The sequence below is a fragment of the Mesorhizobium sp. WSM4809 genome (assembly GCF_055811655.1).
This window is the reverse complement of record NZ_JBVVQW010000002.1, coordinates 374582-400683: the sequence shown is the minus strand read 5'-3', so window position 1 is coordinate 400683 and position 26102 is coordinate 374582. Positions and strand designations below refer to the sequence as shown.

Here is a 26102-nt window from a genome sequence, read left to right as displayed (position 1 = left end):
TTCCCATCGCGTTCCCGATGACGCAAGCGGAATCCGGGACCCCTTTGCCGGCATAAAAAAGGACGGCGGCCAACCGGCCGCCGTCCTTGGAAAACGAATGGTCGCGGGTTCAGACGCGCCTTGTCAGCACGAAATTCTGACCGCTGGAGCTGGTGCAGTTGAGCTGGCTTGTCGACACCATCAGGCAGTTGAAGCTGACCGCGGTCTGGCGGATCAGCGAGGTGCCGTTGATCTGCACCGATGTGGCGCCTGTCATCGTGTAGCTGCCGTCGGCAAGCTTCTGGCCGGTGTCGGTGGCGACCGTCGTGAAGGTGCCGCCGGCGAAGGTCGACAGGCCGGTGCCCTTGGCGTCGATCCACGAGCCCTCGACGCCTTTCGGCGCCGCTGCCATCGGCGGTTCATCAGGGCCGCTGGTCGCACAGGCGGCGAGCATCGTCGCAATGGCGCCCGCCACGCTCATCGAAAGAATTTTGCGCGCAATGATCATGTGAAAATCCTCTCCTCTCGCATCGGCCCGAAAATCGGAATCGATTTTCGACAAGCACGAGGCGTGCATCCAAGTTTCCAGAGCGACATGCGTCCAGATGAATGCGTGTCGTTGTGGTCCGCATCCCTTCAATCGCCCGATTTCCGGGCGATTGCAAGGCGGTGAGGCAGGTAGGCGGTGCTGCTATCGCACAAGGATGTTGCGGAACTGCCACGGGTCGTTCCGGTCGAGGTCTTCCGGGAACAGGCCGGGGCGGTTATCGAGCGGCGTCCAGTCGGTGTAGTAGCCTTTGACCGGTCCGAGATACTGGGACTGCACTTCCAGGCACCGCCTGTAGTCCATCTCGTCGGCTTCGACGATGCCGGCCTCGGGGTTTTCCAGCGCCCAGACCATGCCCGAGAGCACCGCCGAGGTGACCTGCATGCCGGTGGCGTTCTGGTAGGGCGCCAGCTTGCGCGCCTCGGCGAGCGACAGTTGCGAGCCGTACCAGTAGGCATTCTTGTCGTGGCCGTAGAGCAGCACGCCGAGTTCGTCGACGCCGTCGATCAACTCGTTCTCGTCGAGCACATGATGCACCGGCTGAGGCTTGCCGGCGGCGCCGAACATCTCGTCGAGCGACAGCATCGCGTCGTTGCAGGGATGATAGGCATAGTGGCAGGTCGGGCGGTACTGGACCTTGCCCTTCTTCGAACGCACGGTGAAGAAATCGGCGATCGAGATCGCCTCATTATGCGTCACCAGCAGGCCGTATTGCGCGCCGGGAGTCGGACACCACGAGCGCACGCGCGTGTTGGCGCCCGGCTGCTCCAGATAGATGGCTGCCTTCGAGCCGTGCTTGTGCTTCTTGGCGTTCTTCGGCATCCATGTCTCGTGTGTGCCCCAGCCAAGTTCCGCGGGCTGCAGGCCCTCGGAGATGAAGCCTTCGACCGACCAGGTGTTCCAGAACACATCCATCGGTTTCGGCTTCTTGGCGCGCTGGGTGTCGCGTTCGGCGATGTGGATGCCCTTGACGCCGGCCTTCTTCATCAGCTTGGCCCAGCCCTCGCGGTCGTCCTGCGCGGGCTCCGAGAACTCCAGGCCAAGATCGGTGGCGAGATTGACCAACGCCTGCTTGACGAACCACGAGACCATGCCTGGATTGGCGCCGCAGGTGGAGACCGCCGTGGCGCCGCCGGGCTTGTCGTGCTTTTCCTTGAGCAGCGACTCGCGCAACGCGTAATTGGTGCGGCTGGCGTTGTCCGCCTTGGCGTCGAAATAGAAGCCGAGCCACGGCTCGACGACGGTGTCGATGTAGAGCACACCGAGCTTGCGGCAGAGCCGCATCAGATCCACCGAGCCGGTATCGACCGACAGGTTGATGCAAAAGCCCTGGCCGCCGCCATTGGTCAGAAGCGGGGTCAAGAGCTTCTTGTAGTTCTTCTCGGTCACCGCTTCCTGGACGAAGGCGATGCCGCGCTCGTCGAGCAGCTTGCGGTCGGTGTCGCGCGGGTCGATGACCGTCATGCGCGACTTGTCGAACTGGAAATGGCGTTCGATCAGTGGCAGCGTTCCCCGGCCGATCGAGCCGAAGCCGATCATCACGACAGGGCCGCTGATCTCACCGTAAACGGGCCAGTTTTCATTCGCCATTTTATCGAGCACTCCTTCAAAACCCAGGAAACTGGGAAAACATGCGCAAGCCGGGGATTTTTGCCCGGCGGCCATGCGCTACATCACAGATCATTGTCACAAACCAGCGAAAAGCGCCAACCAGCGGCTAGCTGCGTTGGCTACGTGGTTAAGGCTGAAACCGTGGATGAATGGCTCTACCCGAACCAAAGTTAGCTCATTTGCCAAGCGCAAGCGACGTGCCCCGTCCGTTCAACGGATTTTTGCCCTCGGCGCAGCTGTGGACGCCCGAACCACCAACTCCACGGGCAGAACGACTTGGCGGGGCGGTTGGTTGTCAAGAACCATGCGGGCGGCGAGCCTGCCTTTTCCGATCACGTCTTGCGCGACAGTCGTCAGCGGAGGTGTGGTGCGCGCGGATTCAGCAGTGCCATCGAAGCCAATGACCGACACGTGGCCCGGCACCTCTATGCCGCGACAAACCGCCTCGTCGAGTATTGTGATCGCCTGCCAATCCGACATGGTCAGGATCGCGGTTGCTTCAGGCACATTGTCGAACACCACCGCTCCAGCAGATGGATCGCCGGGCGTCGTCTCGATAATCGGGACATCGTCGATCGATAGGTTCGCCTCCGCCAAGCCCTGTTTGAAGCCGTCGAGCCTCTCGTTGTCGAGCGAGAAGCCGGCTAGAAGCGGGCGCTTTGCCTGTCCGGGCATGTGCACGATCGGAGGGCCTGGAGTTCTCCGTATAGACAGGATGGCAAAATGTCGGTGTCCCAGCCCAGTCAGATGCCGGACGGCAGCGACCGCGCCCCTCCTGCCGTCGATCTTTATCGAATTGATGTCGGGACCTGCGTCGCTTTCGAGAATGACGAAGGGCAGGCGCCGCCGTTGTGCCGATGTTATGAGACCGATGTCCCCGCTGTGACCAAGGATGAAGCCGTCAACGAGGGCCTCGCGGATGCTGGCGAAGCGGGTATTATCGGTGCCGTTTACAAGGCTGAGCGTCGTTCCGGCCTCGTCGCAGGCGAGCGAAACGCCCAGCACCAGCTCGCGGCCATAGGGACTTCTCATCACCTCGGCGATGGCGTAGGCGCCAGGTGGCATGAACCCGATGGCATTGAACTTGCCATCCCGCAGCAATCGACCCTTTGGATCGGGGCCGCCAAATCCAAGCGCTCGCGCAGCCGCTTCGACACGTTGGCGCAACTCAGGCCTGACCAGTTCCGGCCGGTTGAAGACGTTGGAAACAGTGCCCCGGGAGACACCGGCAGCCTTGCCCACGTCGGCTAGCGTTGGCATTGCGATTCACCCATTTCCCTTCAGTTAGACCATTTTTTGGAGCGCTCCAAGAATTTTGTTGACTCGAAAGTGGAAAGGGCGGATCGTATCACTTGGAGCGCTCCAAGTAAGCGTATCTGGCATTTTCGCGACTGAAACATCGAAGATCGTCAAATGGCTTGGTCGCAACGGCCACGCCCAGGGAGGGTGTTATGGCAGAAAACAATGTTTTTCCCGCCTCGCTTGTCGGTAAGACTTTCGACTGCGTTTTCGGCCCGTTCGTACCCCGGCTGACGTTTTTCTCGCCGGACGAACTACATGTGCAGGCGTCGATCGGAGCCACCAAAATTGACGAGGTGGTCAAGATCGACATGACCAGCGTACGCCCGAACCTCGTGCTCATGAGCTGGACGGAGCAGAGCGGCAACTTCATCGTGCAGTTGCAGGATCATGAGAAAGGGATCGTCCACAACTATGCGCGGCTGGCCGACGGGCAGCTCTTCTGTGCCCAAGGCGCCATTCAAGCCGTGTCGCCTGCGTGACGCTCCCGCGTCGGGGCCGGCAAAGTGCGGCATCGACCGGCATACTGCTGTTTCCTAGGTGAAGTACTTCGGATTACGATCTGCTGAATTGCCGTCATCGATTTCCCTAGTGAAGGAGGAAAGTGCGATGGAACTCGCTTACGACAGTCATCTGCTTGCCCGAATTCTGCTGAGCGTCGCGACCGTGGGTTACGGTGTGGTGACGATCAAAGCCGACCTCAACGCCACCCACGCCACCAATCCGCTGTGGACTCCGCACGCCCGGTTTCACGTCGTTTGGCAGGTGCTGAGCTATACCGGAGTCGCGCTGATTGCGCTGGGGCTTATCTGGATTGGAGGCCCACTCCAAGCCGAGCGGCTCTATCTCGCCGGGGGATTGGGCGTGGCCATGTATGGAGCGTTCTTCGTGGCCATGCTCTCACGACCGATCTATGGCGGCGTGCTCTACGACGAGAACGGCTACCTGCCATTCCGACCGCCGTTCGGACCGGCGGGTTGGCGGTGGGATGTCAACGTCACCGTCTTTACCGCGATGTCCGCGATCCTGCTGCTGGGCTTGGCCGCGATTTAGGACAGCGCCAGCCCCCCGAGCCGGTCGACCAGCCGATCGCGGTCTGCGGTCAGGCCCTTGTAATCGAGCTGGGCGAGATCGAGAGCTTCGAGCTGGGCGGCGAAAGACGCCGCGAGCTTCGCCCGATCAGGGTGCCTGGCCAGCACGGCGAGCGGGTCGAGATGGATGCGGATGGTGAACAGGATATCGCGTGAAACAGGCAGTTTGCGCAGGGTCTGCCGCTCGACGCGGATGAACGCATGGGCGTCGATGTCGCCATCGGGAAAGCGCGACGGCCGGTTGGTGGCGCGGTCGATGCGCTGCAGGTCGGAGAGCGGATGGTAGAGCGCGTTGTCGGACTGGATCGACCAGTTGTAGCGCTCGACCGCCTGCCCCTGGAGGCCATCGAACATCCGGTTGATGAGTTCCGCCGGACGCGTGCCCGGACCGAAACCCGGCACCGGCGCGTGGATGTCCTGCAGCGGCTTGCCGAATTTTTCCAGGAGCGACCAGGACGAGGGAAAGCAGAGCGAGCCGGCAACCAGCCGCCAGCCGCTGTCGCCACGGCGCATCAGGATGAGGTCTTCCTGGACGAGCAGTGAGGCCCTGGCCAGCGGCGCCTCGGCGAGGGCCGCAGGCAGACGGCTCGCCGCGCCCACCACCTCGATGCCTGATCCGCCGAGCCGATGGGTTTCGGGGAACCTCTCCAGGAGATGCGCAGCGAGCAAGTCGAGCACTTCCTGCTGGGCATCGCGCGTGCCGTCCTCCTCGACGAAAACGCGCTCTGGGATTTCGGCATAGAGCCGGTGCTTTTCGGCGAGATACGGCAGCAGATGGCCGTCGATCTCGATCCAGTCCGCCGGATCGAGCGGCTTCAGCCCGATACTGAACAGTTTCGACGAGCCGTCATAGGGCGTGTGGGTGGGGAGCGTATGCTCTGGGGGGGTGTGAGTGGGCACAGTCGTCCTGTTTCAGGTCAGTCTTGCGGGGATCAGTCCGCGCAGCGAATTGCCGACGAACAGGGACTTGGCGGATTTCAGATCGTCCAAGCTGTAGATCGCTTCGCGGGCGCGGCCTTCATCCAGAAGCTGCGCGCGCAATACACCAGGCAGCAGGCCGCAGTCGAGCCGGGGCGTGGCCAGCACGCCGTCGCCGAGATCGGCAAAGACATTGGTGATCGTGCCTTCACAGATCTCGCCGCGCTGGTTGGCCATAAGCACCTCGTCGGCCTGGGTGATGAGGTGTTCGGCGCGGGCACGCGTGTAGAGCTGTCGCCGGCTGGTCTTGTGGCGCAGCAGCGTGTCGTGCGAATCGAGCTTCGTCCGCGCCAGCCGCAGCATCCAGACCTTGTCGGCGGCGAGCGGTTCATAAGGTTGCGCCGAGGCCGTCACCTCACCATCGTGCGACAGGACGAGCCGCGTGCGCATGGCAACGCCGGAACCGCTGACCGCGGTGCTCAGTGCCTCGCCGACCGTGCCTGGATCACAGTGGAAGCCGAGCTCCGCCGCCGAGCCATAGAGGCGCGCAAGATGGCGATCGAAGCGCAGGAAGCCCGGGCCGGGTTCCCAGCGCATGGTCTCGATCAACTGAAAGTCGGCGGTGTTCCCGTCGCGAAGCGCGCTTTCAGCAGACACTCCTGATACTCCTCCTGCGCCGTCGAATCGAAGACGACGCCGCCTCCGACATTGTAGACGGCCTCGCCGCCCGAAAAGAGCGAGATGGTGCGGATCGCCACGGAAAAGCGCATCGGGCCGCCGGGCGCGATCCAGCCTATGGCGCCGCAATAGGCATCGCGGGGCGTGCCTTCCAGGTCGCGCAGGATCTCCATGGCCCGGATCTTAGGCGCGCCGGTGATCGAACCGCAAGGAAACAGCGCCGCGAAGATCTGGCGGATAGAGAGACCCGGCAGCAGTCTGGCCCTGACGTCGCTCACCATCTGGTGCACGGTAGGGTAAGTCTCGATGCGGAACAGCGCCGGCACGTCCAGCGTGCCGACCTCGCTGATCAGCGAGATATCGTTGCGCAGGAGATCGACGATCATCCGGTTTTCGGCCTGGTTCTTTTCGTCATTGCGCAGGAAGATCTTCTGCCGCTCGTCTTCGGCCTTGGTCGCGCCGCGCGGCGCCGTGCCCTTCATCGGATGCGTCTCGATCATGCCCTCGGCGTCGATCTCGAAGAACAGTTCGGGCGAGCGCGACAGCACGATGGGTTCACCGAGCGCGATCAGCGCGCCATATTTCACCGGCTGACGTTCCGTCAATGCATCGAAGGCGGCCAGCGGCTCGCCTGACCATTGCGCATGCACGGGAAAGGTCAAATTGCCCTGGTAGCAATCACCTTGCCGGATGTGCTGGTGCAGCCGCGAGAAGCGTTTTTCATAATCCTCGGGCGACCACGTCGCACGGGCGTCGAAGATCGGGCCGTTGGTCGCCGTGGTGTCGCGCGGCGGCACCGCCTCTTCGACCGGGGCATCGAAAACCCCAAGGCACACGAGTGGGGCGCGGCGTCCGTTCGGCAGCAGGGGAACGAGCTTGGGTTCGAGCAGGTAGCCCGCCTCATACGAGAAATAGCCGGCAAGCCATTTGCCTGCATCATGCGCGGCTTGTGCTGCTTCCAGAGCCGGCCCGAAATCCCCTGCTTCGTGCGCCACGATGACATCGGCCGGCCGGTCGAAAACGAGCTGGCGCGCGCTTTTGTCATTGCGAAAAATTGCGGCGGGCAGGGACATGGGACTCGTGCTGCGGTCTATGAAGCATCAACCGCTCTATATGGGGTGCCGCCCGCGCGCAATCGAGGGAACGGCACGCTGCCTCTTAAAGCCGACGTTTGGGCCAACTCAGGAACCAAGAGAAAACGGCGGCGCCGATATGGCGCCGCCGCTTGCAATCTTCAGGTCTCGCCTGGCGATCAGCTGTTGCTGGAGGTTCCGGCTGTTGGAAACTGCTTGGCGAATTCCTTCTCGTTGCCGGCTGCGATCAGCTTGGCCTGCTCGATCCAGCGTTCGCGCGCGATGCGGCCGTCGAAATTCATGACGTCCTCGATCCGTTTGATATCGGCCGCGGTCCAGGACGCGATCTGCGCGAAGCTGGTGACGCCTTGCGCCTTGAGCAGCTTCTCGTTGACCGGACCGATACCGATCAGCCGGCGCAGATTGTCGGGCTTTCCGGATGCTGGGCCGGCTGCTGGCTTGGCTGTTGCAGACTTGGTTGTTGCAGACTTGGCTGTTGCAGGTTTGCTCGTTGCAGGTTTGCTCGTCGCGGATTTGGCTGGAGCCGAGGTTTTGGTGGCGGCGGGTTTCGCCGCCGGCTTGGCAGGGACCGCCTTGCCAGGGACCGCTTTCGCAGCGGCCGGTTTGGCCGGCGCCGGCTTTGTGGCGGCGGATTTGGCTGTCGCGGGGGTCGACATCAGGGCCGCCGGCGCCTGGCTTGCCGGCTTTGCCGCGCTGCTTCCGGCGGCAGGTGCGGCCGACGCTTCACGCAGCCGGCGCTCGAGGTCGGCGCGGGTCTTGCCGCATGCATCGAGTTCGCCGGTCAGGCGGTCGCCGTCGGTGCGCAGCCTGTCGCGTTCGCTGCGTGTGCGGTCTAGGTCGCCGCGCAAGCTGTCGAGTTCACCGCGCAGGCGCCCCCAAAGGAACCAGCCGACCAACACGCCTATCAGGAACGCCAGGACCACGTAGAAAAAAGTGCCCATTGTCTCTCTCCAGTCAGATCCGTCTGCCGTGGGTCATGACCTTCGGCGAAGGACTACTCTTGGTGGTTCCGCGGTAAGCAGAACAGCCGGCTTCGGTTCGAGCTGCGGCGATCGGCTTTGCTTGCCCATGGCCAACGGCCGTTGTCGCGTTCGCCTGAGCGACACGGCCGGCTGAGATTTCTCCTCGCCGATCCGCATGCGCTCCGGCTGAGCTTGGAGCGAAGGCTATCATAGAGCTTGTGGAAAGCTATCGGAAAACTTCGGTGGAGAGTACTTCAAGAACAGATATTTAGGGTGATAGTAGAGCTGTCCCAACATGCATTCCGGCTAAACTGTTAGAGCGATGCCTGAGGGACGCGTTTCAAGCGTCGAGCGCTTCCAGCTCGTCGATCAGGCCGCTGACGACGCCAAGTCCGATCTGCCAGAAGGCGGGATCGGTGGCGTCGAGCCCGAAGGGCGCCAGAAGCTCGGAATGATGTTTGGTGCCGCCGGCGCGCAGCATTTCGAAATACTTGTCCTGAAAGCCGCGTTCGGCGTTCTGATAGACCGCGTAGAGCGAGTTCACCAGACAGTCGCCGAAAGCATAGGCATAGACATAAAAGGGCGAATGGATGAAGTGCGGGATGTAGGTCCAGAACACCTCGTAGCCTTCGCGCAGCTTGATCGCGGGACCCAGACTTTCGGCCTGCACTTCGAGCCAGAACTGGCCGAGCCTGTCGGAGGTCAGTTCGCCGTTCTTGCGTTCGGCATGCACCTTGCGCTCGAATTCATAGAAGGCAATCTGGCGCACGACCGTGTTGATCATGTCCTCGACCTTCTGGGCGAGCATGGCCTTGCGCTCGCGCCGGTCGGTGGTCTGGTCGAGCAGCGAGCGGAAGGTCAGCATCTCGCCGAAGACCGATGCCGTCTCGGCCAGCGTCAGCGGCGTCGAGGCCATCAGTGCGCCCTGGCCGCCGGCCAGCACCTGATGCACCCCATGGCCAAGCTCGTGTGCCAGCGTCATCACATCGCGCGGCTTGCCCATGTAGTTGAGCAGGACATAGGGATGCGCCGACGGTACGGTCGGATGCGCGAAGGCGCCAGGCGACTTGCCGGGCCGCACCGGCGCGTCGATCCAGTTGCGGTCGAAGAAGGTTCGCGCGATCTCGGCCATGTCGGGCGAAAAGCGCTGATAGGCGGACAGCACGGTGTTCCTGGCCTCGTCCCAGCCGATGATCGCCTGGGGCGTATCCGGCAACGGCGCGTTGCGGTCCCAGTGGTTCATCACCTCCATGCCGAGCCAGCGTGCCTTCATCGCGTAATAGCGGTGCGACAGGCGCGGATAGGCATCGCGAACGGCGGAAGCCAGGGCGTCCACCACGCTGCGCTCGACGCGGTTGGCGAGATGGCGTGAATCGGCGATGTCCTCGAAGCCGCGCCAGCGGTCGGATATCTCCTTGTCCTTGGCCAGCGTGTTGGTGATCAGCGTGAAGGTGCGCAAATTTTTGCGGAAGGTCGTGGCCAGCGCCTCGGACGCCCGGCGGCGCACCTCGCCGTCGGCGTCCTGCAAACGGTTCAGCGCCGGCTCCAGCGTCAGTTCCTCGCCGTCGATGTCGAAGCGAAGGTCGGTCATCGTCTCGTCGAACAGGCGGTTCCAGGCGCCGCGCCCGGTGATCGACTTTTCGTGGAAGAGCTGCTCGACGCGGTCCTCAAGCTGGTAGGGCTTGTCCTTGCGCAGATCGAGCACCCACGGCCGGTAGTGACCAAATGCGGGATCGCCGGCGAGCGCGCCTTCGATCGACGCATCGTCGATCAGGTTGAGTTCGAGCGCGAAGAACAGAAGGTGCGCGCTGGCGTCGGTCATCTTCTCCTGGACGTCACCATAGAGCTTGGCGCGCTGGGGATCAGCGGTGTTTCCGGCATAAACCAGACCCGCATAGGAGACGATGCGGCCGATCAGTTCCTCCAGCGCTTCGTAGGCGACAAGCGCCTCGCCCAGCCTGCCGGCGCTGCCGCGCTCGGCCTCGGCGGCCAGCGTGCCCTTCCAGCGGCTTTCGAAGCTGACCGCGTCAGTGGCGGCCTTGGCGATGTCGCGCTTCAGTTCTGGCGCGTCCATGCCGGCATAGAGGTCGGCAAGGTTCCATTCAGGCAGGTCGCCCAACTCGGCCGCGCCCTGACCGGACGCCGGCGCCGCCAGCCGCCGTGCGGAACCCATGTGCCCAGAATCCTTATGCATTGCCGACACCTTCCGTGGCCAAGGTTCAAGGAGAAACGAGAAGCCGGTCAAATCCTAAGGAATTCATTCACCGGGTTTTTTGAAACCTTATTTAGAACCCTGTGCCAAGATGGTCCACAGGGCAGGATTCTTCGGGCGGGCATAGTCGTATCAGTCATGACAGGTTCCATACTCATAGTCGATGACGATCCGGTGCAACGCCGGCTGCTCGAAGCGGCGGTGACGCGGTTCGGCTACAGCGCAATCGTCGTCGACGGCGGCGCGGCCGCTCTCGATATCCTCGATGGACCCGGCGCCCGCGAGGTGTCGGTGGTCATCCTCGATCTGGTCATGCCCGGTCTCGACGGTATCGGCGTGCTGAAGGCGATGCGCGAGCGCGACATCAACGTGCCGGCCATCGTGCAGACCGCGCAGGGCGGCATCGAGACCGTGGTTTCGGCGATGCGTCATGGCGCCTTCGATTTCGTCGTCAAGCCGGCGTCTCCCGACAGGCTGCAGGCGTCGATCGGCAATGCGCTCAAGGTCGAGGCCGTCGAGGGCGAGGTCAAGCGCACGTCGCGCCGGCGCGGCGGCCTCCTGACCTTCAAGGACATGATCACGCACAGCCCGGCCATGGACAGGGTGATCCGCCTTGGCCAGAAAGCGGCGGCATCCAACATCCCGATCCTGATCGAGGGCGAGTCCGGCGTCGGCAAGGAACTGGTGGCGCGCGCCATCCAGGGCAGTGGCGACCGCCGCTCGAAACCCTTCGTCACCGTCAATTGCGGCGCTATCCCCGACAATCTGGTCGAATCGATCCTGTTCGGCCATGAGAAGGGCTCGTTCACCGGCGCCACCGACAAGCACACGGGCAAGTTCGTCGAAGCGCATTCGGGCACACTGTTCCTCGACGAGATCGGCGACCTGCCGCTCGACGTGCAGGTCAAGCTGTTGCGCGCGGCCCAGGACGGCGAGGTAGACCCGGTCGGCGGACGCTCGACCGTCAGGGTCGACATCAGGCTGATTTCGGCGACGCACCGCAACCTCCTGCAGCAGGTCAAGGACGGCAAGTTCCGCGAGGATCTGTTCTATCGGCTGAACGTCTATCCGATCTTCGTGCCGCCGCTGCGCGACCGCCGCGACGACATCCCCTATCTGGTCACCCATTTCATGGAGAAGGTGGCGCCGGCCGACCCGCACCGTCGCTTGCAGGGTATTTCGGCGGCAGCGCTCGCTGTGCTGCAAGCCTATGACTGGCCTGGAAACATCCGGCAGCTCGAAAATGCCGTCTTCCGGGCCTCGGTGCTTTGCGAAGGCGATGTGCTTTCCGCCGAGGACTTCCCGCAGATACGGGCGCAAGTGGAAGGCACCGTCAACCTGGATATGGACGGCGATGCGCCGGCGCCCTCCCAGTCTTTGCAGGAGCGCGATGACGAAGCCTTGCCCGGCGAGGGCGGCCCAGCAATCGCGTTCGATCCGCCGGCAAGGCTGCAGCCTCGCTTCGGCACGTTGCGGGCGCTCGACGAGCGCGGCAATGTGCGGGCACTGGCCGATGTCGAACTCGAGATGATCAAGCTTGCCATCGATCACTACAACGGACAGATGAGCGAAGTCGCCCGCCGGCTCGGCATCGGCCGCTCGACGCTCTATCGCAAGCTCAAGGAACACGGCATCGATCCGGAGACAGGCCGCGTCGACCGACTCGCCTCCTAAGCACGAGGCCAGACTGAGCTTCGGCCCGGAATCCGGCCTTGCCATAAGGCCGGCGCCAGCTTGCAATGCCACAACAGCCCCTGTATCGCCGTTTCAGCGGCATTGTGGCTGTGTCATGGACAGCTCTGTTCACGCATTAAGGCTAACGGTAACAGATCGTGTTCGGGCCGAAGGCGGAAATCTGATCTAAACCAGCGGTTTACCAAGAAACCTTGTGAACAATTTTTGACGGGATATCGCCACGGTGTTACCGCATTTCGGCTTCAATAAGCGATGATTAACCATTAGGATCGATATTCGGGTGTGCTAATGCCACATCCGTTTGGACAAATCCGGGGACAAACGGCAGCCTGCAAGGCCTTTTGATTTGAACAGAATCGAACGACACACAAACAGGCGGCACCATCATTTGAGCGTCTGGCCGAAGTGGCTGGCAGTGTTGGTTGTCGCTTTTGGTTTTGTTGCCGCGGCTGCGAGCGGAGCCAGCGCCGAAACACGGTCGCTGAAGCTTTATCATCTCCACACCCATGAGAAGGCCGAGATCGTCTACAAGCGCAACGGCCGCTACGTTCCCGAGGGTCTCAGGAAGATCAACATCATTTTGCGCGACTGGCGTCGCAACGAGCCGACCAAGATGGATCCGCGCCTGCTGGATCTGGTCTGGGAAGCGTATCGGGAAGCCGGCGCCACGGACTACATCCAGGTCATCTGCGGCTATCGCTCGCCGTCGACGAACTCGATGCTGCGCGGCCGCAGCAGGGGCGTCGCCGAGAAGAGCCAGCATATGCTCGGCAAGGCGATGGATTTCTACATCCCCGGCGTGCCGCTGAAGAAGCTGCGCAACATCGGTCTCAAGATGCAGGGCGGCGGCGTCGGCTACTATCCGTCATCTGGTTCGCCGTTCGTCCACATGGATGTCGGCAATGTGCGCCATTGGCCCGGTATCAGCCGGCAGGAACTGGTCAGCCTGTTCCCCAACGGCAAGACGCTGCATGTGCCGAGCGACGGCAGGCCGCTGCCCGGCTTTGAGCAGGCGCTCGCCTCCTATAAGGCGCGCAAGGGTTCAGGCTCGCCGGCCATCGAGATGGCCAGTGCTGGCGGCAGCGGCAAGAAATCAGGTGGCTTCCTGTCGGCTTTCTTCGGTGGCGGCGGCGACGACGAGGCCGACGACAGCGCCGATGTCCAGACCGCTTCGGCCGCCCCTCCGCCCAAAGCGAGAAACCTGAAGCCGGCAGCGGCAGCCAAGACCAGCAACCTCCCGGGCATTGCCATCGTGGCGCCGGAGAATGCGCGGCGCGCCGAGATTCCGCAGGTGGCCGAGCAGCAGGCTCCGGAGCCGGAAGAGGACACGCCGGAGACGATCATCGCGGCATTGCCGGCCCGAAGCGTTCCGCTGCCGGATTTCGCACCGCGGCCAAAAGCCGATGTCGGCGCTCAGCAGCCTGAGAATGTTCCTTTTGCGATGGCGGAGGCGACAGCCACCACCGAGCAGGCCGTGGCGACCGCGCATGCGCCGGCGAGCGTTCCTTTCGGCTTGGCCGATGCAAGGGCTTCGGCTAATCCGGCCCAGGTCGCGGTCAACAACATACCGTTGCCGACATGGCGTCCCGACAATTCGCTGCCGGCCGCTCTGGCTGCGCCACCCAGCAAGGATGTGCTGATGGCGCTGGCCGAGACGGCTGATCAAAGCAAGACCGCGACCGATGCGTTCTCGGTGCTGCCGACGGCGCGGCCCGAGATGGCCAGGCCGGATGCGGTCAAGGCCGTGCTCGACGAGGCCAATGCCCAGGTCGGTGCGGCCGATTACCAGCTTGCTTCCTTGTCCGGATCCGAGCCGCGTTCGGCGTTCAACGATCCAGGCACCAACGCCGCATCGCCGCGCGATGCTGTCGTTGCCCGCCCAGTCGGTTCCGATCCGGCCGCCGCGATCGGCGCCGGCGTCAAGACGACCCGCAAGGAATCGAGAGCCACTGCCCGCGACCTGAAGCCAGGCCCCAAGGCCATGGTGGTTGCAGCCGCACCGCAGGCCGCCCGCTGGGCATTGACCAGCGGCGAGCATATCGCCACCGTTTCAAGCGCGACGACGGCGCCGGGCTACGCCTACAGCATCGTGCACACGCCGCCGAGCGAGGTCTACACGGCCGGCTTCCAGCCGAGCAGCCAGGTGGCCGATGCCAACCGCTTCACCGGCAACGCCGTCAAGTTCATGTCGGTGGCCCGCTTCCAAACCAAGTGACGGCAAATCAATCGACAAAGCCGCGCCGGGCAACCAGCGCGGCTTTTTGCTGTTCAGCGAACCGGCCAGCCTGCACGGTCACGCGCGGCTGAACTTCTCGTGAAGCCGGAACGGTCGGCCTATTCCCCGGGTTAACATAGGTTCGTTCAAACCCGGGGAGATCCATGAAGAACATCCTATTGGCATCGGTCATCGCATTGGCAACCGCTTCGGCGGCCATCGCCCCTACGCAGGCCGAGACCGTTGTCGTCAAGACTCATGACCATATGCACATGAAGAAGCACTGCCGGACCAAGGTGGTCACAAGCTGGAAGCATCACCACAGGGTGGTTGAAAAGGTCCGGGTCTGCAGCTGATCAGCTTCGGAGCCGATTTGGCAAACCTGGTCGACGCGAGTCGGCCGGGTTTTTTCATGCCGTGGCCGAGGCCTTATTTCGCAAGCTTGCTCGCCGCGCGCGCCAGGGCTTCGATCTCGTCCCACTTGCCGGCCTGGACGAGGTCATCGGGCGCCACCCAGGAGCCGCCGACGCAGACCACGTTGGGCAGGCTGAGATAGTCGGCCGCGTTCTTGGCCGAGATGCCGCCGGTCGGGCAGAATTTCACATCGGCGAGCGGCGAGGCGAAGGCTTTCAGCGAAGCGATGCCGCCCGACTGCTCGGCCGGGAAGAATTTCAGGAAGCGCAAGCCGGCTTCCCGTGCAGCCATGATCTCGCCGGGCGTGATGGCGCCGGGCAGCAACGGAACATCGCTGCCGGCGGCTGCCGACAGAAGCTCGCGGGTGATGCCGGGGCTGACGATGAAGCGCGAGCCCGCGGCAGCCGCCTCTTCGAACTGCCTGGCATCGAGAATGGTGCCGGCGCCGACGATGGCGTCCTCGACTTCACCAGCGACCCGCCGGATCGCTTCCAGCGCATCGGCGGTCCTCAGCGTGATCTCGATTGCCGGCAGGCCGCCGCGCGCCAGCGCGCGCGCCAGCGGCACGGCATTGGCGATATCAGAGATCTTCAGCACCGGGATGACCGGCTGGCCGTTGAGGAGCGACAGGAGTTTTTCGGTCTTGCTGGGCATGTGTCTCTCCGTGGCGTGGACAATTCAACCGATTAGCAGAAGGCCGTTTTCCTGTCCACGAAACCGGCCGTGTCGCGATGTCACGTGTCGCCCATGCTCGCCAAGCTTAGCGCGGCCGCCAGCTCGGCGGTGTCGGCAGTTTTGTGCCGGCAGTTTTGTCAGGATAGGAATTTTTTCTTGGCTCCCTGATCTCAGCTATGGTACAATTTCGCCCATGGTGCAGATTTGTGCCCGTGACCTCCGAACAGGATGCCTGCTTTGCCTTGAATAGGCTTTCGTGAGCGTCTAGTGGCTTCGGCAATGACATCACTTCCACCCTTCCGCGTCGCAGCGCTCTACCGGTTTGCCCGGCTCGACGCTTTCGAAGAACTGCGCGCGCCGCTCGCCGCCTTCTGCTGCGGGCGCGGCATCAAGGGCACGCTGCTGCTGGCGCATGAAGGCATCAACGGCACCGTCGCCGGCAGCGAGACCGCAATTGCCGAACTGATCTTGTATCTCGAAGCCATCGAAGGGCTGGCGGGCCTCGAGGTCAAGTACAGCGCAGCCGCGGAGATGCCGTTCCACCGCATGAAAGTGCGGCTGAAGCGCGAGATCGTCACCATGGGTGTCGATGACATCGATCCTTCGAAAAGTGCCGGCACCTATGTCGCGCCGGCCGACTGGAACGCGCTGATTTCGCAGCCCGACACTGTCATCATCGACACGCGCAACGCCTATGAGGTGTCGATCGGCACATTCAGGGGTGCGATCGACCCGGCCACCGCAAGCTTCCGCGAGTTCCCGGCCTGGGTGGAGGCGCACCGGGGGGAACTCGAAGGCCGCAAGGTGGCGATGTTCTGCACCGGCGGCATACGCTGCGAAAAGGCAACCGCCTATGTCAAATCGCTCGGCTTCGAGGATGTCTTCCATCTCAAGGGCGGCATCCTCAAATACCTCGAAGAGGTCCCGGCCGAACAGAGCCTCTGGCAAGGCGAATGCTTCGTCTTCGACGAGCGCGTTTCGGTGTCGCACGGCCTCGCCGAGGGCGAAGCGGAACTGTGCCGCGCCTGCCGGCACCCGCTGACACCGGGCGACCTGACGTCGCCCAAATTCGCCGCCGGTATTTCCTGCCCGCATTGTTTCGAGGCGCGTTCGAACGAGGACCGCCAGCGTTATGCCGAGCGCCAGCGCCAGGTCGAGCTTGCGCAGGCGCGGGGCAGGGGTCCGCATATCGGCTCCTGATCCGGGCATCAAGCTGCTGCAAAGCGGCCGCCTGTCATTGCAATGTCAAGTTTCGGGACCTACGTCTTCGACGTTCGAAACCTGCCCGTTCGGCCGGGCAAATCCTGGAGGCACTGAATGTTCGATCCCAAGAAGCTTCTCGACGATCTGCTCGGCTCGCAAATCCCCGGCACCAGCGGCACCGTTCGCGACAAGGCGGGGCAGGCCGTGCAGATGGCCAAGGACAATCCGCTGGCCGCCGGCGCACTGGCCGCCGTGCTGCTTGGAACTGGTGCCGGTCGTAACGTGACGGGCGCCGCGGTGAAGCTTGGCGGACTGGCTGCCATCGGCGGCCTCGCCTACAAGGCCTACCAGAACTACAAGGCCGGCAACGCACCCGCCGAAGCACCGGCGGCCGGCGAACCGGAATTGCTGCCGCCGCCCAAGGACACCGCCTTCCACCCGTCGCAGGCGCCGCAAGGCGAGGACGAATTCACGCTGACCCTGATACGGGCGATGATCTCGGCGGCAAAAGCCGATGGCCATATCGACGATGAAGAGCGCCAGAAGATCGCCGGCAAGCTCAGCCTGGCCGGCATAGACTCCGATGCTGAAAAGTTCCTGATGGCGGAGCTGGCAAGCCCGCTCGACCTCGACACGCTGGTCGCCGGCGCCAAGACCGATGCGCAGAAGCTCGAACTCTACACGGCGTCGCGCCTGACCATCGATCCCGACACCCGCGCCGAGCGTGGCTATCTCGACCTGCTTGCCGGCCGGCTCGGCCTGCCGGACGCGCTGGTCGACCATGTCGAGGCAACGGTTTCGGCGGCCAAGGTGCCGGCCAAGGCAGGGACTTCACCCAATCCGCGCTGGTAGGCCAAAACGGCACAGGAGGCGCTTTCCGGGTTAACCTCTCGTTAACCCAGCAAGCGCATCATTCAACATAGTCGGATCGGCTTTTCCTCCTCCCAAGCCCGGTTCAGATCAGGGGCGGTCGCCAATGGCCGCCCTTTTTGTCGGCCCGATCGGATGGACACGCTTGCCATCGCCGCCGTCATTTGCGATGCCTTCCTTTTTCGAGCCAAACCCCGAAAATCAGTCGAGCAAGCGCAGCGCTGCCGGAGGACAACAGCCATGACCGAACAAAGAACCGCCATCGTCACCGGGGCCGGCACGGGCATCGGCAAGAGCGTCGCCACGGCGCTGCTCAAGGCGGGCTGGAACACAGTGTTCTGCGGACGCCGCAAATCCGTGCTGGATGCAGCCGTGGCCGAGGCCGGGTCCACCGACGCCAAGGCCCTGGCGGTTGCCTGCGATATCAGCAAGGCAGGCGAGGTCGACGATCTGTTCGAGACCGTGGCGGCGGCCTTCGGCCGTGTCGACCTGCTCTTCAACAATGCCGGCATGGGCTACAAATCGACGCCGATCGACGAGATTCCGGTCGAAGTGTGGAACGATGTCGTCGGCGTCAACCTCACCGGTTCGTTCCTGTGTGCCCGTGCCGCCTTTGGCGCCATGCGCAAGCAGAAGCCGATGGGTGGCCGCATCATCAACAATGGTTCGGTGTCGGCCTATGCGCCACGCCCCGGCTCGGTGCCCTACACGGCGACCAAGCATGCCATCACAGGACTGACCAAGACGCTGGCGCTCGACGGCCGGCCCTATGACATCGCCTGCGGCCAGATCGACATCGGCAATGCGCTGACCGACATGGCGCAGCCGATGACGGTCGGCGTGCCGCAGGCCAACGGCTCGATATCAGCCGAAGCGGTGATGGATGTTCAGCGCGTCGCCGACGCCGTCGTCCACATGGCCAGCCTGCCGCTCGACGCCAACGTGCTGTTCATGACCGTCATGGCGACCAAGATGCCGTTTGTCGGGCGTGGGTAGTTATTCTCCCGGTAGCTCTGCGCCGGGCAGATAGAGCGCGATAGGACGGATCTCGTAGACGGCGGTCGGATTGACGCGACGAAAGTCGCGCGCGATAGCGATGGCATCGTCCCGCGTCGGGCAGTCGACGACATAGAGGCCGAGAAGCTGTTCCTTGGTTTCGGCGAAGGGGCCGTCGACGATCATGCCGTCGCGCAAGGTGCAGGCCGATTGTGTCGCGCCAAGCCGCGCCGACGGGCCAAGGCTGCCGTCGGCATAGAGCCCTTCGTGGATCTTGAGCAAGTCAGCCATCAGCGCCGTATCTTCCTGCGGCGTCAGCGCCTTGATTGCGTCTTCCACATGATAGGCAAGGATTGCATAGAACATCCGATGTCACCCCCACTTCGATCCTGATCCGAGGACCGTAGCCGTTCTCGACATGCACGCCCAGTCTTGGCCGCGCGCCTCCGGACGGCTCATGACACCGTCATGCCACAGCCGCAAATTGTCCGGAAGAGGACAGCGGGCCGCTTTCAGGCTTACTTCGCCAGGAAGGCCCCGATCCGTTCCAGCGCCCGCAAGATGTTCTCCTCGGAATTGGCGTAGGAGAGCCTGATATAGCCTTCGCCGAGAATGCCGAAATCGGGACCGCCGATCAGCGCCACGCCGGCCTCGTCGAGCAGCGCCGAGGCGAGTTTCTTGGCTTTCCAGCCGGTCTTCGAGACGTTGGGGAAAGCGTAGAACGCGCCTTTGGGCGTGATGCAGGACATGTTGGGCAGGGCATTCAGCCCCTCGACGACGATCTTCCGGCGGCGGTCGAAGGCGCGCATCATATTGGCGACATCGTCCTGCGGGCCGTCGATTGCGGCGATGCCGGCGAACTGGCTCGGCGCGTTGACGCAGGACCAGCAGTTGACCGCCAGCTTGCGCACCTTGTCGTAGAGATGGGCGCCCTTGTCGCCATTCGGCCAGATCGACCAGCCCATGCGCCAGCCGGTCATCGCCCAGGTTTTCGACCAGCCATTGAGCACGATCAGCCGGTCACGGATTTCGGGAAAGCCGAGCAGCGAGCAATGCGTCTCGCCATCATAGGTCATGACGTCGTAGATCTCGTCGGAAAGGATGGCGACCTGCGGATGCGCCTCCAGCCCCTTGACCAGTTTCTCGATCTCGGCACGGGGCGTCACACCGCCGGTCGGATTGGCGGGCGAGTTGAGGATCAGCAGCCTGGTCTTCGAAGTGATCAGCGCCAGCGTCTCCTCGGCGGAGAAGGCAAAGCCGTTTTCCTCGCGCATCGGCACGGGAATAGGGGCTGCACCGGTGAACTCGATCATCGAGCGATAGATGGGGAAGCCCGGATCGGGATAGAGGATTTCGGCGCCAGGTTCGCCGAACATCAGGATCGCGGCGAACATGGTTGGCTTGCCACCGGGCAGGATCATTACCGTTTCGGGCGATACTTCGACACCGGTTGTGGTCAGCGTGCGGCGCACCACCGCCTCGCGCGTCGCCAGCAGGCCATTGGCCGGTGTATAGCCGTGATGGCCATCGCGCAGCGCCTTGATCGCCGCCTCGACGATGTGCTGCGGCGTCTTGAAGTCGGGCTGGCCGATGCCGAGATTGACGATGTCGCGGCCTTGTTGGGCAAGTGCTGTGGCCCTCGCGAGCACGGCAAAGGCGTTTTCCTCGCCAAGGCGGTCGAAGGCCGAAATCGTGTGGAGCATTTTTCCCGTCCGTGTGGTTCTTGCTGTTGGGTCGCGTTTTTGTGAGCTTCGGCTGGCAAAAGTCAAACGGATTGGAGCTTTCGGTGTCGGAAAATCTCAGGGATTGGCAACCGCGCCCGCGGCCCGAACGCAAGACCATCGACGGAAGCACTGTCCGGCTCGAACCGCTGAGTGCTGCAAAACATGGCGATGGCCTCTATGAAGCGTCCTCCGTGTCCGACATCGACGGCCGCTTCGCCTGGTTGCCCGATTATCCGCCGGAGACCCGCGCCGCCTTCCAGCCATGGCTGGACAAGGTCGAGGCCAGCGAGGATCCGCTGTTCTTCACCGTCATCGACAAGCCCAGCGGCAAGGTCGCCGGACGCCAGACGCTGATGCGCGTCGATCCGGCGTACGGCGTCATCGAGATCGGCAACATCTATTGGGGACCGCTCATCTCGCGCAAGCCGGGAGCAACCGAAGCGCAGTTCCTGTTCATGAAATACATCTTCGACGAACTCGGCTACCGCCGCTACGAATGGAAGTGCAACAACCGCAACGAGCCATCGAAGCGGGCCGCCGAACGGTTCGGCTTCAAGTTCGAAGGCATTTTCCGCCAGCATCTGATCGTCAAGGGTGAAAACCGCGACACTGCGTGGTATTCGATCATCGACAAGGAGTGGCCGGCGCTGCGCCGTGCGTACGAGGCATGGCTCGATCCGGCCAATTTCGATGGCGACGGCCAGCAGAAGCGACGGCTCGAGGATTGTCGCGCGGAATTCGGCGCCTAGGAGTTCGCCATTGGCACATACCCACGATCACAGCGGGCACGATCACATTGGGCACGATCATGGGCCCGGCCATGTCCATGGCTCGACCGACAAGAAACGCGTTCTGATCGCAGCCTGCCTGACCGGCGGCTTCATGGTCGCCGAAGCGCTTGGCGGCATCCTCACCGGCTCGCTGGCGCTGCTGGCCGATGCCGGCCACATGCTCGCTGACTCGATCGCGCTCGGCCTTGCCTGGTATGCGTTTCATCTTGGCGGCCGTCCGGCGACCGTTCGCCTCACCTATGGCTTCGGCCGGGTCAAGACGCTGGTGGCCTATACCAACGGCATCGCCATCTTCGTCATCGCGCTGTGGATCGTCTACGAGGCCTGGGGGCGCCTGCAGGCGCCGGCACCCGTGCTTGGCGGGCCGATGCTGGTGGTGGCGATCCTCGGCCTGTTGGTGAACATCGGCGCGTTCTTCGTGCTGCATGGCGGCGACCGCGAAAGCCTGAACATGCGCGGCGCCATCCTGCATGTGCTTGGCGACCTGCTCGGCTCGGCGGCGGCCATCGCGGCGGCGCTGGTCATCCTGGCGACCGGCTGGACGCCGATCGACCCGATCCTGTCGGTCTTGGTTTCGCTGCTGATCCTCTACACGGCGTGGTCGCTGATGCGCGAAGCCGCCCATGTGCTGCTCGAGGGCGTGCCGCCAAGCCTCGACCGCGATCTGATCGCCAGGGATCTCGAGGCGACCGTCCAGGGGGTGCGCGAAGTGCACCATATGCATGTCTGGTCGCTTGATGGGACCAGCAACATGGCGACGCTGCATGCCTGTCTCGACGAGGGCGTCGATGCGCATCAGGCGGTGAGTGCCGTCAAGAAGCGGCTTGCCAGCGAGCACGGCATCAGCCATGCCACCGTGGAACCGGAATTCGGCCAGTGCGCCGACGATGGCGACGAGCACGACCACGGGCACGGGCATGAAGCGGCTGCATATCACGACCATCATCACTAGGACCGATCGATCGATGTCGATTGGTTCTGCCTCGGGAGTTGCAAAACCTTGAAAACCAGCTTGATGAACACCCGCTGCCTTGGTGCGGCGTGATGGATCGTGACACCAGGAATGCTCTTGTCGCTGCCGTGTGGATCATGCTGCTGTTCGGTATCGGCGCCTACTTCCTGCCGACCGTGATGCTGGCACTAGGCAGCTTTTCGACCGTGCTGGCCGGCGCCTTTGGCATCGTCTTCGTGCTGGCGTTCTTCTCGGTGTTCTGGTTGCGGGCCCGCAACCAGCGTAAAAATCAGGGTAAATAGGCAAGGGATTTTCGATATGCGCATTCTGATCACTGGCGCCGCGGGTATGGTCGGCCGCAAGCTCATCGCCCGGCTGGCCAAGGACGGCACGCTGCGCGGCCGCAAGATCACGGCGCTTGATTTACACGATATCGTGCCGCCACAGGCCCCGAGCCTGGATGGCGTCAGCGTCACGCTGCACACTGGCGATCTCGCCGAAGCAGGGGCCGCTGAGCGCCTGGTCGCATCGCGCCCCGACGTCGTGTTCCATCTTGCCGGCATCGTGTCGGGCGAGGCGGAAGCGAATTTCGATCTCGGCTACCGCGTCAATCTCGATGGCACGCGGGCCTTGTTCGATGCCATCCGGCTGGCGGGCTTTGCGCCGCGCGTCGTCTTCACCTCGTCGATCGCGGTGTTCGGCGCGCCGTTTCCGGATATCATTCCCGATGACTTCCATCCGACGCCGCTGACCTCCTACGGCACCCAGAAGCAGATGAGCGAAGCGCTGCTGGCCGACTATTCCAGGCGCGGGTTCTTCGACGGCATCGGCATCCGGCTGCCGACGATCTGCGTGCGGCCGGGCAAGCCGAACAAGGCGGCGTCCGGCTTCTTCTCCGGCATCATCCGCGAGCCCTTGAGCGGCCACGAGGCGATCCTGCCGGTGCCGCGCTCGGTCGTGCACACGCATGCCAGCCCGCGCTCGGCGGTCAATTTCCTGATCCATGCGGCAGGGATCGACGGCAGCGCAGTCGGGTCGCGCCGCAACCTGACGATGCCTGGCGTCGCCGTCACCGTCGGCGAGCAGATCGAGGCGCTGGAACGCATCGCCGGGCCGAAGGCGGTAAGCCTGATCCGCGAGGTTCCGGATGACACGATCTGGGCGATCGTCAAGGGCTGGCCGACGCGCTTCGAGGCAAAGCGGTCACGGGAGCTCGGCTTCAGCGCCGAAAAGAGTTTTGACGAGATCATCCGCGCTCACATCGAGGATGAGCTCGGCGGCAAGATCGCGGGTTAAACTCCGAACCTCGTGGCGCCGGCCTATCCGCCGCTCGCCAAACTCGCCGACAGCAGCAGCAGTCCGAACAGGAACACAAACGCCGCGCCGCCGATCTCGACGATCGAGTGGATGCGGTTGCCCATGCGGCCGTCGCCGGCGAAATACACCGCCCAGTTCTTGGCGGTCACCGCCAGTGTCGCCAGTGCCGAAACGGTGATGGCCGTGCCAAGCGACATCGCCAGCACCGACAGCAGGCCGCCGAGCCAGAGCCCGTTGAGCAGGGCGAAGCTCAGCACGATCAGGGCGCCGGAGCAGGGGCGGATGCCGACCGCCGCCACCGCCGTCCACGCCGTGCGCCAGTCGAAGCGGTCGCCCGACAGCAGCGCCGGATCGGGTGCGTGCGAATGGCCGCAGGTATCGCAGACTTCGCCGGCCGCGTGATCGTGATGAGCGTGATCGTGTTTGGCATGATCGTGATGATCGTGCGAAGGGCCGTGCACATGGTCATGCGCGTGTAGCGCGTGCGAATGAGCATGCGCCGAATGGCTGTGAGCTGCATGGGAGTGACCGGCATGCGAATGCGCGCCGTGCGAATGGCCCCCATGAGAATGACCCCCATGAGAATGACCGGCGTGAGAATGGCCGGCATGAGCCGCCGACAGGCTGTAGGCCGGGCCCTTGCCGAACAGACGCAGGACGGCGGGGCCGAGTTTGCGCCACAGCAGCCAGGCGCCGAACAGGGTGACGAAGACAAAGCTCATGATCTCCATGAACCAGGCCGCGTCCGTCATCGAGACGGAGGTGCCGCGCAGGACGAAATAGGCGACCCCCATCACCGCGATCGCGGTCAGGCCCTGCAGCAGCGCCGAGACGAAGGACAAGAGGATGCCGCGCCGCAACGCCACCTCATTGGCCACCATGTAGGACGAGATCACCGCCTTGCCGTGGCCGGGGCCGGCGGCATGGAAAATACCGTAGGCGAAGGACAGGCCGACGAGTATCCAGATCTTGCTGCCGTCCTGGCGCATCGCCTTCATCGCCGTTGCCAGCGCGCGGTAGAATTCCTGCTGCCTGAGATTGATCCACATCAGGATATGGGCGAACGGGCCGGTGGTGGGCGCCATGCCGTCATTGACGCCGATGCCGAGCGAACTCTGGGCATGAGCGGCGTCGGCGAAATGCATCATGGCGACAGTGAGGGCCAACAGGCCGAATGCCAAACGCAGGGACGGTTTCGTCACCGGCTTCATCCTTCTGGCTGACAGGTCAGTTCGAGCTTGGTGGCGAAGATCTTGCTCATATCGGTGCCGGTCGGATCGTTGAAAAAGGCATCGGTGAGGGTCTTCTGGTTTTCCTTGATAGCCTCGTCCGGATCCGGACGGACCACCTTGCTGGTGCAGTTCGAGGGCAGGCCTTCAACCGTGATGTTGGAGTCCTCGGTGAAGTCGATCGCCGTGTAGAATGTCGGATCGTAGACGCCGATATCGATCTTGCCGTGGAGCTTGATCGGCACCTTCGGTTCGGACTCGAAAAGGATGATCAGCTGATCGTTGTCGAAATTGGCCATCAGATGCGGCGGCGGCGTCATCGCCACGTCCTTGCCGTCAACGGTGACGAGCTGGAAGTAATTGAACTCGGCCAGCGAGGCATGAACGGTGTCGGCGACCTCCTTCAGCTCCTTGTCGTCGAGCTTCAGGTCGGAGTTCTTGTCGAACTCCATCATCACGGTCGAGGAAAACAGATCGTCGAAGCGCCAGAGATGACGCAGAGCCTTCACGCTTTGGTGATCCGGGGAGAGAATCACATCGAGGCGGGCCTCGGCGAAGACATGCGGATGCACGTAAGCCGGTCCAGTGGCGGCAAAAGTAGCCGCCAAGGCCGAAGCCAGCATGATTGCGTGCCGTTTCAGGTGCATTCTCGGTCCATAGGCCTCGGAAGAGTTGCCGAGAGTTACCAGAAAGGGGGCGAAATTGGGACCATGAGACTATCGACGCCGGTCAGCCAGCCTCGCGCGTCCTGAACCACTGCACCAAAAAGTCGACGAAGACGCGGACTTTCGCCGGCAGATAGCGGCGGTGCGGGTAGACGGCGAAGATGCCGCCGCCCGACAGGATACGGTCATCCATCACCGCCACCAGCCGGCCGCTCGCGAGGTCGGGCGCGGCGATGAAATCCGGCAGGACGGTAAATCCGAGGCCCGCCACGGCCGCGGCTCTCGCCGTCATCGGGCTGTTGACCTCGACCGGACCGGACACCGAAACGCTCACCGGATCGCCATTGTCGCCCTTGAACGGCCAGTTGTTCAGTCCGCGGCCATTGGTGTCGACGATGCAAGGCATGCGGCTGAGATCCTGCGGCCTTGTCGGCATGCCATGCCTGGCGATCAGTTCGGGGGAGGCGCAGAGCTTTATCGAAAACGGCGCCAGCCGCCTGGCGATCAGCGACGAGTTCTCCAGCCGCGAGATGCGCACCGCAAGATCGAAGCCCTCCTCGACCAGATCGACGAAGCGGTCGTCGAGCTGGATGTCGAGCACGATGTCGGGATGCTGCTTGGCGAAGTCGATCAGCGACTGGCCGATCGGCGCGTCGGCGAAGGTGCGCGGCGCCGACAGCTTGATCCGGCCGCGCACGTCGCCGGAGGATTCACGCACCGCGTCGGCCAGGCTGTCGACCTCGCGCACGATCTCCGAGGCGCGCCGGTAATAGGTATGGCCGGCCTCGGTCATCGAGAACTGGCGCGTGGTGCGGTTGAGCAGCAAAGCGCCGAGTTCGTCCTCCAGCTCGCGCACATATTTCGACAGCAAGGCCTTGGAACGGCCGATCTTGCGCGCCGCCGCCGAAAAGCCCTCGGCCTCGACCACGTCGATGAAGGCACGCATGCGCGTCAGTGTGTCCATG

26 protein-coding genes are annotated in these 26102 nt (G+C 63.4%); 11 read left to right on the top strand and 15 right to left on the bottom strand.

Translation table 11 applies throughout. The annotated features are described in order from the left end of the window. Positions 1–109 precede the first annotated feature (109 nt). The 3 genes from omp10 to AC0L24_RS06450 all read right to left on the bottom strand — a co-directional run bounded on the left by omp10 (position 110) and on the right by AC0L24_RS06450 (position 3379). Positions 110–487 (bottom strand): outer membrane lipoprotein Omp10, encoded by a 378-nt coding sequence (omp10, locus tag AC0L24_RS06460; RefSeq protein WP_127259982.1) that lies wholly within the window; start codon positions 485–487, stop codon positions 110–112. A gap of 183 nt (positions 488–670) precedes the next feature. Continuing rightward, complete coding sequence (locus tag AC0L24_RS06455) at positions 671–2116, bottom strand: homospermidine synthase (RefSeq protein WP_127272620.1); 1446 nt, start codon at positions 2114–2116, stop codon at positions 671–673. 231 nt (positions 2117–2347) lie between these two features. After that, positions 2348–3379 carry a LacI family DNA-binding transcriptional regulator gene (locus AC0L24_RS06450; RefSeq protein WP_164873793.1) on the bottom strand — a complete coding sequence of 344 codons (1032 nt, stop codon included), beginning with the start codon at positions 3377–3379 and terminating at the stop codon, positions 2348–2350. A 209-nt stretch (positions 3380–3588) separates the two neighbouring features. Here AC0L24_RS06450 and AC0L24_RS06445 point away from each other — a divergent pair, with 209 nt between their 5' ends. Beyond that, the gene (locus AC0L24_RS06445) at positions 3589–3918 is read left to right on the top strand and encodes a MoaF-related domain-containing protein (protein ID WP_127396832.1); all 330 of its coding nucleotides are present in this window, start codon (positions 3589–3591) and stop codon (positions 3916–3918) included. 127 nt (positions 3919–4045) lie between these two features. After that, positions 4046–4489, top strand: coding sequence for a hypothetical protein (locus AC0L24_RS06440; protein WP_127268297.1), 444 nt, complete (start codon positions 4046–4048; stop codon positions 4487–4489). On the opposite strand, the gene AC0L24_RS06435 is transcribed toward AC0L24_RS06440, so the two are convergent. The 5 genes from AC0L24_RS06435 to AC0L24_RS06415 all read right to left on the bottom strand — a co-directional run bounded on the left by AC0L24_RS06435 (position 4486) and on the right by AC0L24_RS06415 (position 10352). Next, positions 4486–5427: a heme-dependent oxidative N-demethylase family protein gene (locus AC0L24_RS06435; RefSeq protein ID WP_127396831.1), complete on the bottom strand. Its 942-nt coding sequence runs from the start codon at positions 5425–5427 to the stop codon at positions 4486–4488. The two genes, AC0L24_RS06440 and AC0L24_RS06435, sit on opposite strands and share 4 nt — an antisense overlap. 12 nt (positions 5428–5439) lie before the next feature. Beyond that, entirely contained in the window at positions 5440–6102 is a 663-nt protein-coding gene (locus AC0L24_RS06430; RefSeq protein WP_127809392.1) for an aminotransferase class IV family protein, read from the bottom strand. After that, positions 6051–7196 (bottom strand): aminodeoxychorismate synthase component I, encoded by a 1146-nt coding sequence (locus tag AC0L24_RS06425; RefSeq protein ID WP_127809393.1) that lies wholly within the window; start codon positions 7194–7196, stop codon positions 6051–6053. The genes AC0L24_RS06430 and AC0L24_RS06425 overlap by 52 nt, the downstream gene beginning before the upstream one ends. A gap of 179 nt (positions 7197–7375) precedes the next feature. Beyond that, complete coding sequence (locus tag AC0L24_RS06420; protein ID WP_127809394.1) at positions 7376–8158, bottom strand: proton-conducting membrane transporter; 783 nt, start codon at positions 8156–8158, stop codon at positions 7376–7378. 361 nt (positions 8159–8519) lie between these two features. After that, positions 8520–10352 carry a M3 family oligoendopeptidase gene (locus tag AC0L24_RS06415; protein WP_127809395.1) on the bottom strand — a complete coding sequence of 611 codons (1833 nt, stop codon included), beginning with the start codon at positions 10350–10352 and terminating at the stop codon, positions 8520–8522. Between the two features lie 177 nt (positions 10353–10529). Here AC0L24_RS06415 and AC0L24_RS06410 point away from each other — a divergent pair, with 177 nt between their 5' ends. After that, the gene (locus AC0L24_RS06410; RefSeq protein WP_473563569.1) at positions 10530–12065 is read left to right on the top strand and encodes a sigma-54-dependent transcriptional regulator; all 1536 of its coding nucleotides are present in this window, start codon (positions 10530–10532) and stop codon (positions 12063–12065) included. Positions 12066–12474: 409 nt separating this feature from the next. After that, complete coding sequence (locus tag AC0L24_RS06405; RefSeq protein ID WP_473563568.1) at positions 12475–14301, top strand: peptidoglycan L,D-endopeptidase MepK; 1827 nt, start codon at positions 12475–12477, stop codon at positions 14299–14301. A 7-nt stretch (positions 14302–14308) separates the two neighbouring features. On the opposite strand, the gene AC0L24_RS06400 is transcribed toward AC0L24_RS06405, so the two are convergent. Both AC0L24_RS06400 and AC0L24_RS06395 read right to left on the bottom strand, forming a co-directional pair. Next, entirely contained in the window at positions 14309–14554 is a 246-nt protein-coding gene (locus AC0L24_RS06400; protein ID WP_164873794.1) for a hypothetical protein, read from the bottom strand. Between the two features lie 176 nt (positions 14555–14730). Further along, on the bottom strand, positions 14731–15369 hold the full coding sequence (locus tag AC0L24_RS06395) for a 2-dehydro-3-deoxy-phosphogluconate aldolase (protein WP_127809398.1): 639 nt from the start codon (positions 15367–15369) through the stop codon (positions 14731–14733). Positions 15370–15669: 300 nt separating this feature from the next. Between AC0L24_RS06395 and trhO the strand changes: the two genes are divergently transcribed. The 3 genes from trhO to AC0L24_RS06380 all read left to right on the top strand — a co-directional run bounded on the left by trhO (position 15670) and on the right by AC0L24_RS06380 (position 18459). Continuing rightward, positions 15670–16590 carry an oxygen-dependent tRNA uridine(34) hydroxylase TrhO gene (trhO, locus tag AC0L24_RS06390; protein ID WP_127809399.1) on the top strand — a complete coding sequence of 307 codons (921 nt, stop codon included), beginning with the start codon at positions 15670–15672 and terminating at the stop codon, positions 16588–16590. A gap of 117 nt (positions 16591–16707) precedes the next feature. Continuing rightward, positions 16708–17445 (top strand): tellurite resistance TerB family protein, encoded by a 738-nt coding sequence (locus AC0L24_RS06385; RefSeq protein WP_127809400.1) that lies wholly within the window; start codon positions 16708–16710, stop codon positions 17443–17445. 258 nt (positions 17446–17703) lie between these two features. Beyond that, positions 17704–18459 carry an SDR family oxidoreductase gene (locus AC0L24_RS06380; RefSeq protein ID WP_127809401.1) on the top strand — a complete coding sequence of 252 codons (756 nt, stop codon included), beginning with the start codon at positions 17704–17706 and terminating at the stop codon, positions 18457–18459. Here AC0L24_RS06380 and AC0L24_RS06375 read toward each other — a convergent pair whose 3' ends face one another. Beyond that, positions 18460–18825 (bottom strand): YciI family protein, encoded by a 366-nt coding sequence (locus AC0L24_RS06375; protein ID WP_127395929.1) that lies wholly within the window; start codon positions 18823–18825, stop codon positions 18460–18462. Between the two features lie 152 nt (positions 18826–18977). Continuing rightward, the gene (locus AC0L24_RS06370) at positions 18978–20162 is read right to left on the bottom strand and encodes a pyridoxal phosphate-dependent aminotransferase (RefSeq protein ID WP_127268080.1); all 1185 of its coding nucleotides are present in this window, start codon (positions 20160–20162) and stop codon (positions 18978–18980) included. A gap of 83 nt (positions 20163–20245) precedes the next feature. On the opposite strand from AC0L24_RS06370, the gene AC0L24_RS06365 reads away from it, so the two are divergent. From AC0L24_RS06365 to denD, 4 genes are all read left to right on the top strand, one after another. Next, complete coding sequence (locus AC0L24_RS06365) at positions 20246–20932, top strand: GNAT family N-acetyltransferase (RefSeq protein WP_127809402.1); 687 nt, start codon at positions 20246–20248, stop codon at positions 20930–20932. 10 nt (positions 20933–20942) lie between these two features. Then, complete coding sequence (locus tag AC0L24_RS06360) at positions 20943–21926, top strand: cation diffusion facilitator family transporter (RefSeq protein WP_127809403.1); 984 nt, start codon at positions 20943–20945, stop codon at positions 21924–21926. Between the two features lie 89 nt (positions 21927–22015). Then, complete coding sequence (locus AC0L24_RS06355) at positions 22016–22228, top strand: hypothetical protein (protein ID WP_127811341.1); 213 nt, start codon at positions 22016–22018, stop codon at positions 22226–22228. 16 nt (positions 22229–22244) lie between these two features. Continuing rightward, positions 22245–23222 (top strand): D-erythronate dehydrogenase, encoded by a 978-nt coding sequence (gene denD / locus AC0L24_RS06350; protein ID WP_127809404.1) that lies wholly within the window; start codon positions 22245–22247, stop codon positions 23220–23222. 23 nt (positions 23223–23245) lie between these two features. On the opposite strand, the gene AC0L24_RS06345 is transcribed toward denD, so the two are convergent. The 3 genes from AC0L24_RS06345 to AC0L24_RS06335 all read right to left on the bottom strand — a co-directional run bounded on the left by AC0L24_RS06345 (position 23246) and on the right by AC0L24_RS06335 (position 26101). After that, positions 23246–24454 carry a nickel/cobalt transporter gene (locus AC0L24_RS06345; protein ID WP_127809405.1) on the bottom strand — a complete coding sequence of 403 codons (1209 nt, stop codon included), beginning with the start codon at positions 24452–24454 and terminating at the stop codon, positions 23246–23248. After that, positions 24451–25119 carry a DUF1007 family protein gene (locus tag AC0L24_RS06340; protein ID WP_127809406.1) on the bottom strand — a complete coding sequence of 223 codons (669 nt, stop codon included), beginning with the start codon at positions 25117–25119 and terminating at the stop codon, positions 24451–24453. Before AC0L24_RS06340 ends, AC0L24_RS06345 begins: the two co-directional genes overlap by 4 nt. Before the next feature lie 82 nt (positions 25120–25201). Continuing rightward, positions 25202–26101, bottom strand: a complete 900-nt coding sequence (locus AC0L24_RS06335; protein ID WP_127272432.1) for a LysR family transcriptional regulator — start codon at positions 26099–26101, stop codon at positions 25202–25204. Position 26102: the final 1 nt, after the last annotated feature.

What these genes read in the sequence shown, in the direction of transcription:
- AC0L24_RS06335 (WP_127272432.1), bottom strand. Translation starts at nt 26,101, where the DNA reads ATGGACACACTGACGCGCATGCGTGCCTTCATCGACGTGGTCGAGGCC.
- trhO (WP_127809399.1), top strand. Translation starts at nt 15,670, where the DNA reads ATGACATCACTTCCACCCTTCCGCGTCGCAGCGCTCTACCGGTTTGCC.
- AC0L24_RS06420 (WP_127809394.1), bottom strand. Translation starts at nt 8,158, where the DNA reads ATGGGCACTTTTTTCTACGTGGTCCTGGCGTTCCTGATAGGCGTGTTG.
- denD (WP_127809404.1), top strand. Translation starts at nt 22,245, where the DNA reads ATGCGCATTCTGATCACTGGCGCCGCGGGTATGGTCGGCCGCAAGCTC.
- AC0L24_RS06410 (WP_473563569.1), top strand. Translation starts at nt 10,530, where the DNA reads ATGACAGGTTCCATACTCATAGTCGATGACGATCCGGTGCAACGCCGG.
- AC0L24_RS06440 (WP_127268297.1), top strand. Translation starts at nt 4,046, where the DNA reads ATGGAACTCGCTTACGACAGTCATCTGCTTGCCCGAATTCTGCTGAGC.
- omp10 (WP_127259982.1), bottom strand. Translation starts at nt 487, where the DNA reads ATGATCATTGCGCGCAAAATTCTTTCGATGAGCGTGGCGGGCGCCATT.
- AC0L24_RS06380 (WP_127809401.1), top strand. Translation starts at nt 17,704, where the DNA reads ATGACCGAACAAAGAACCGCCATCGTCACCGGGGCCGGCACGGGCATC.
- AC0L24_RS06415 (WP_127809395.1), bottom strand. Translation starts at nt 10,352, where the DNA reads ATGGGTTCCGCACGGCGGCTGGCGGCGCCGGCGTCCGGTCAGGGCGCG.
- AC0L24_RS06425 (WP_127809393.1), bottom strand. Translation starts at nt 7,196, where the DNA reads ATGTCCCTGCCCGCCGCAATTTTTCGCAATGACAAAAGCGCGCGCCAG.
- AC0L24_RS06370 (WP_127268080.1), bottom strand. Translation starts at nt 20,162, where the DNA reads ATGCTCCACACGATTTCGGCCTTCGACCGCCTTGGCGAGGAAAACGCC.
- AC0L24_RS06385 (WP_127809400.1), top strand. Translation starts at nt 16,708, where the DNA reads ATGTTCGATCCCAAGAAGCTTCTCGACGATCTGCTCGGCTCGCAAATC.
- AC0L24_RS06455 (WP_127272620.1), bottom strand. Translation starts at nt 2,116, where the DNA reads ATGGCGAATGAAAACTGGCCCGTTTACGGTGAGATCAGCGGCCCTGTC.
- AC0L24_RS06340 (WP_127809406.1), bottom strand. Translation starts at nt 25,119, where the DNA reads ATGCACCTGAAACGGCACGCAATCATGCTGGCTTCGGCCTTGGCGGCT.
- AC0L24_RS06345 (WP_127809405.1), bottom strand. Translation starts at nt 24,454, where the DNA reads ATGAAGCCGGTGACGAAACCGTCCCTGCGTTTGGCATTCGGCCTGTTG.
- AC0L24_RS06445 (WP_127396832.1), top strand. Translation starts at nt 3,589, where the DNA reads ATGGCAGAAAACAATGTTTTTCCCGCCTCGCTTGTCGGTAAGACTTTC.
- AC0L24_RS06395 (WP_127809398.1), bottom strand. Translation starts at nt 15,369, where the DNA reads ATGCCCAGCAAGACCGAAAAACTCCTGTCGCTCCTCAACGGCCAGCCG.
- AC0L24_RS06375 (WP_127395929.1), bottom strand. Translation starts at nt 18,825, where the DNA reads ATGTTCTATGCAATCCTTGCCTATCATGTGGAAGACGCAATCAAGGCG.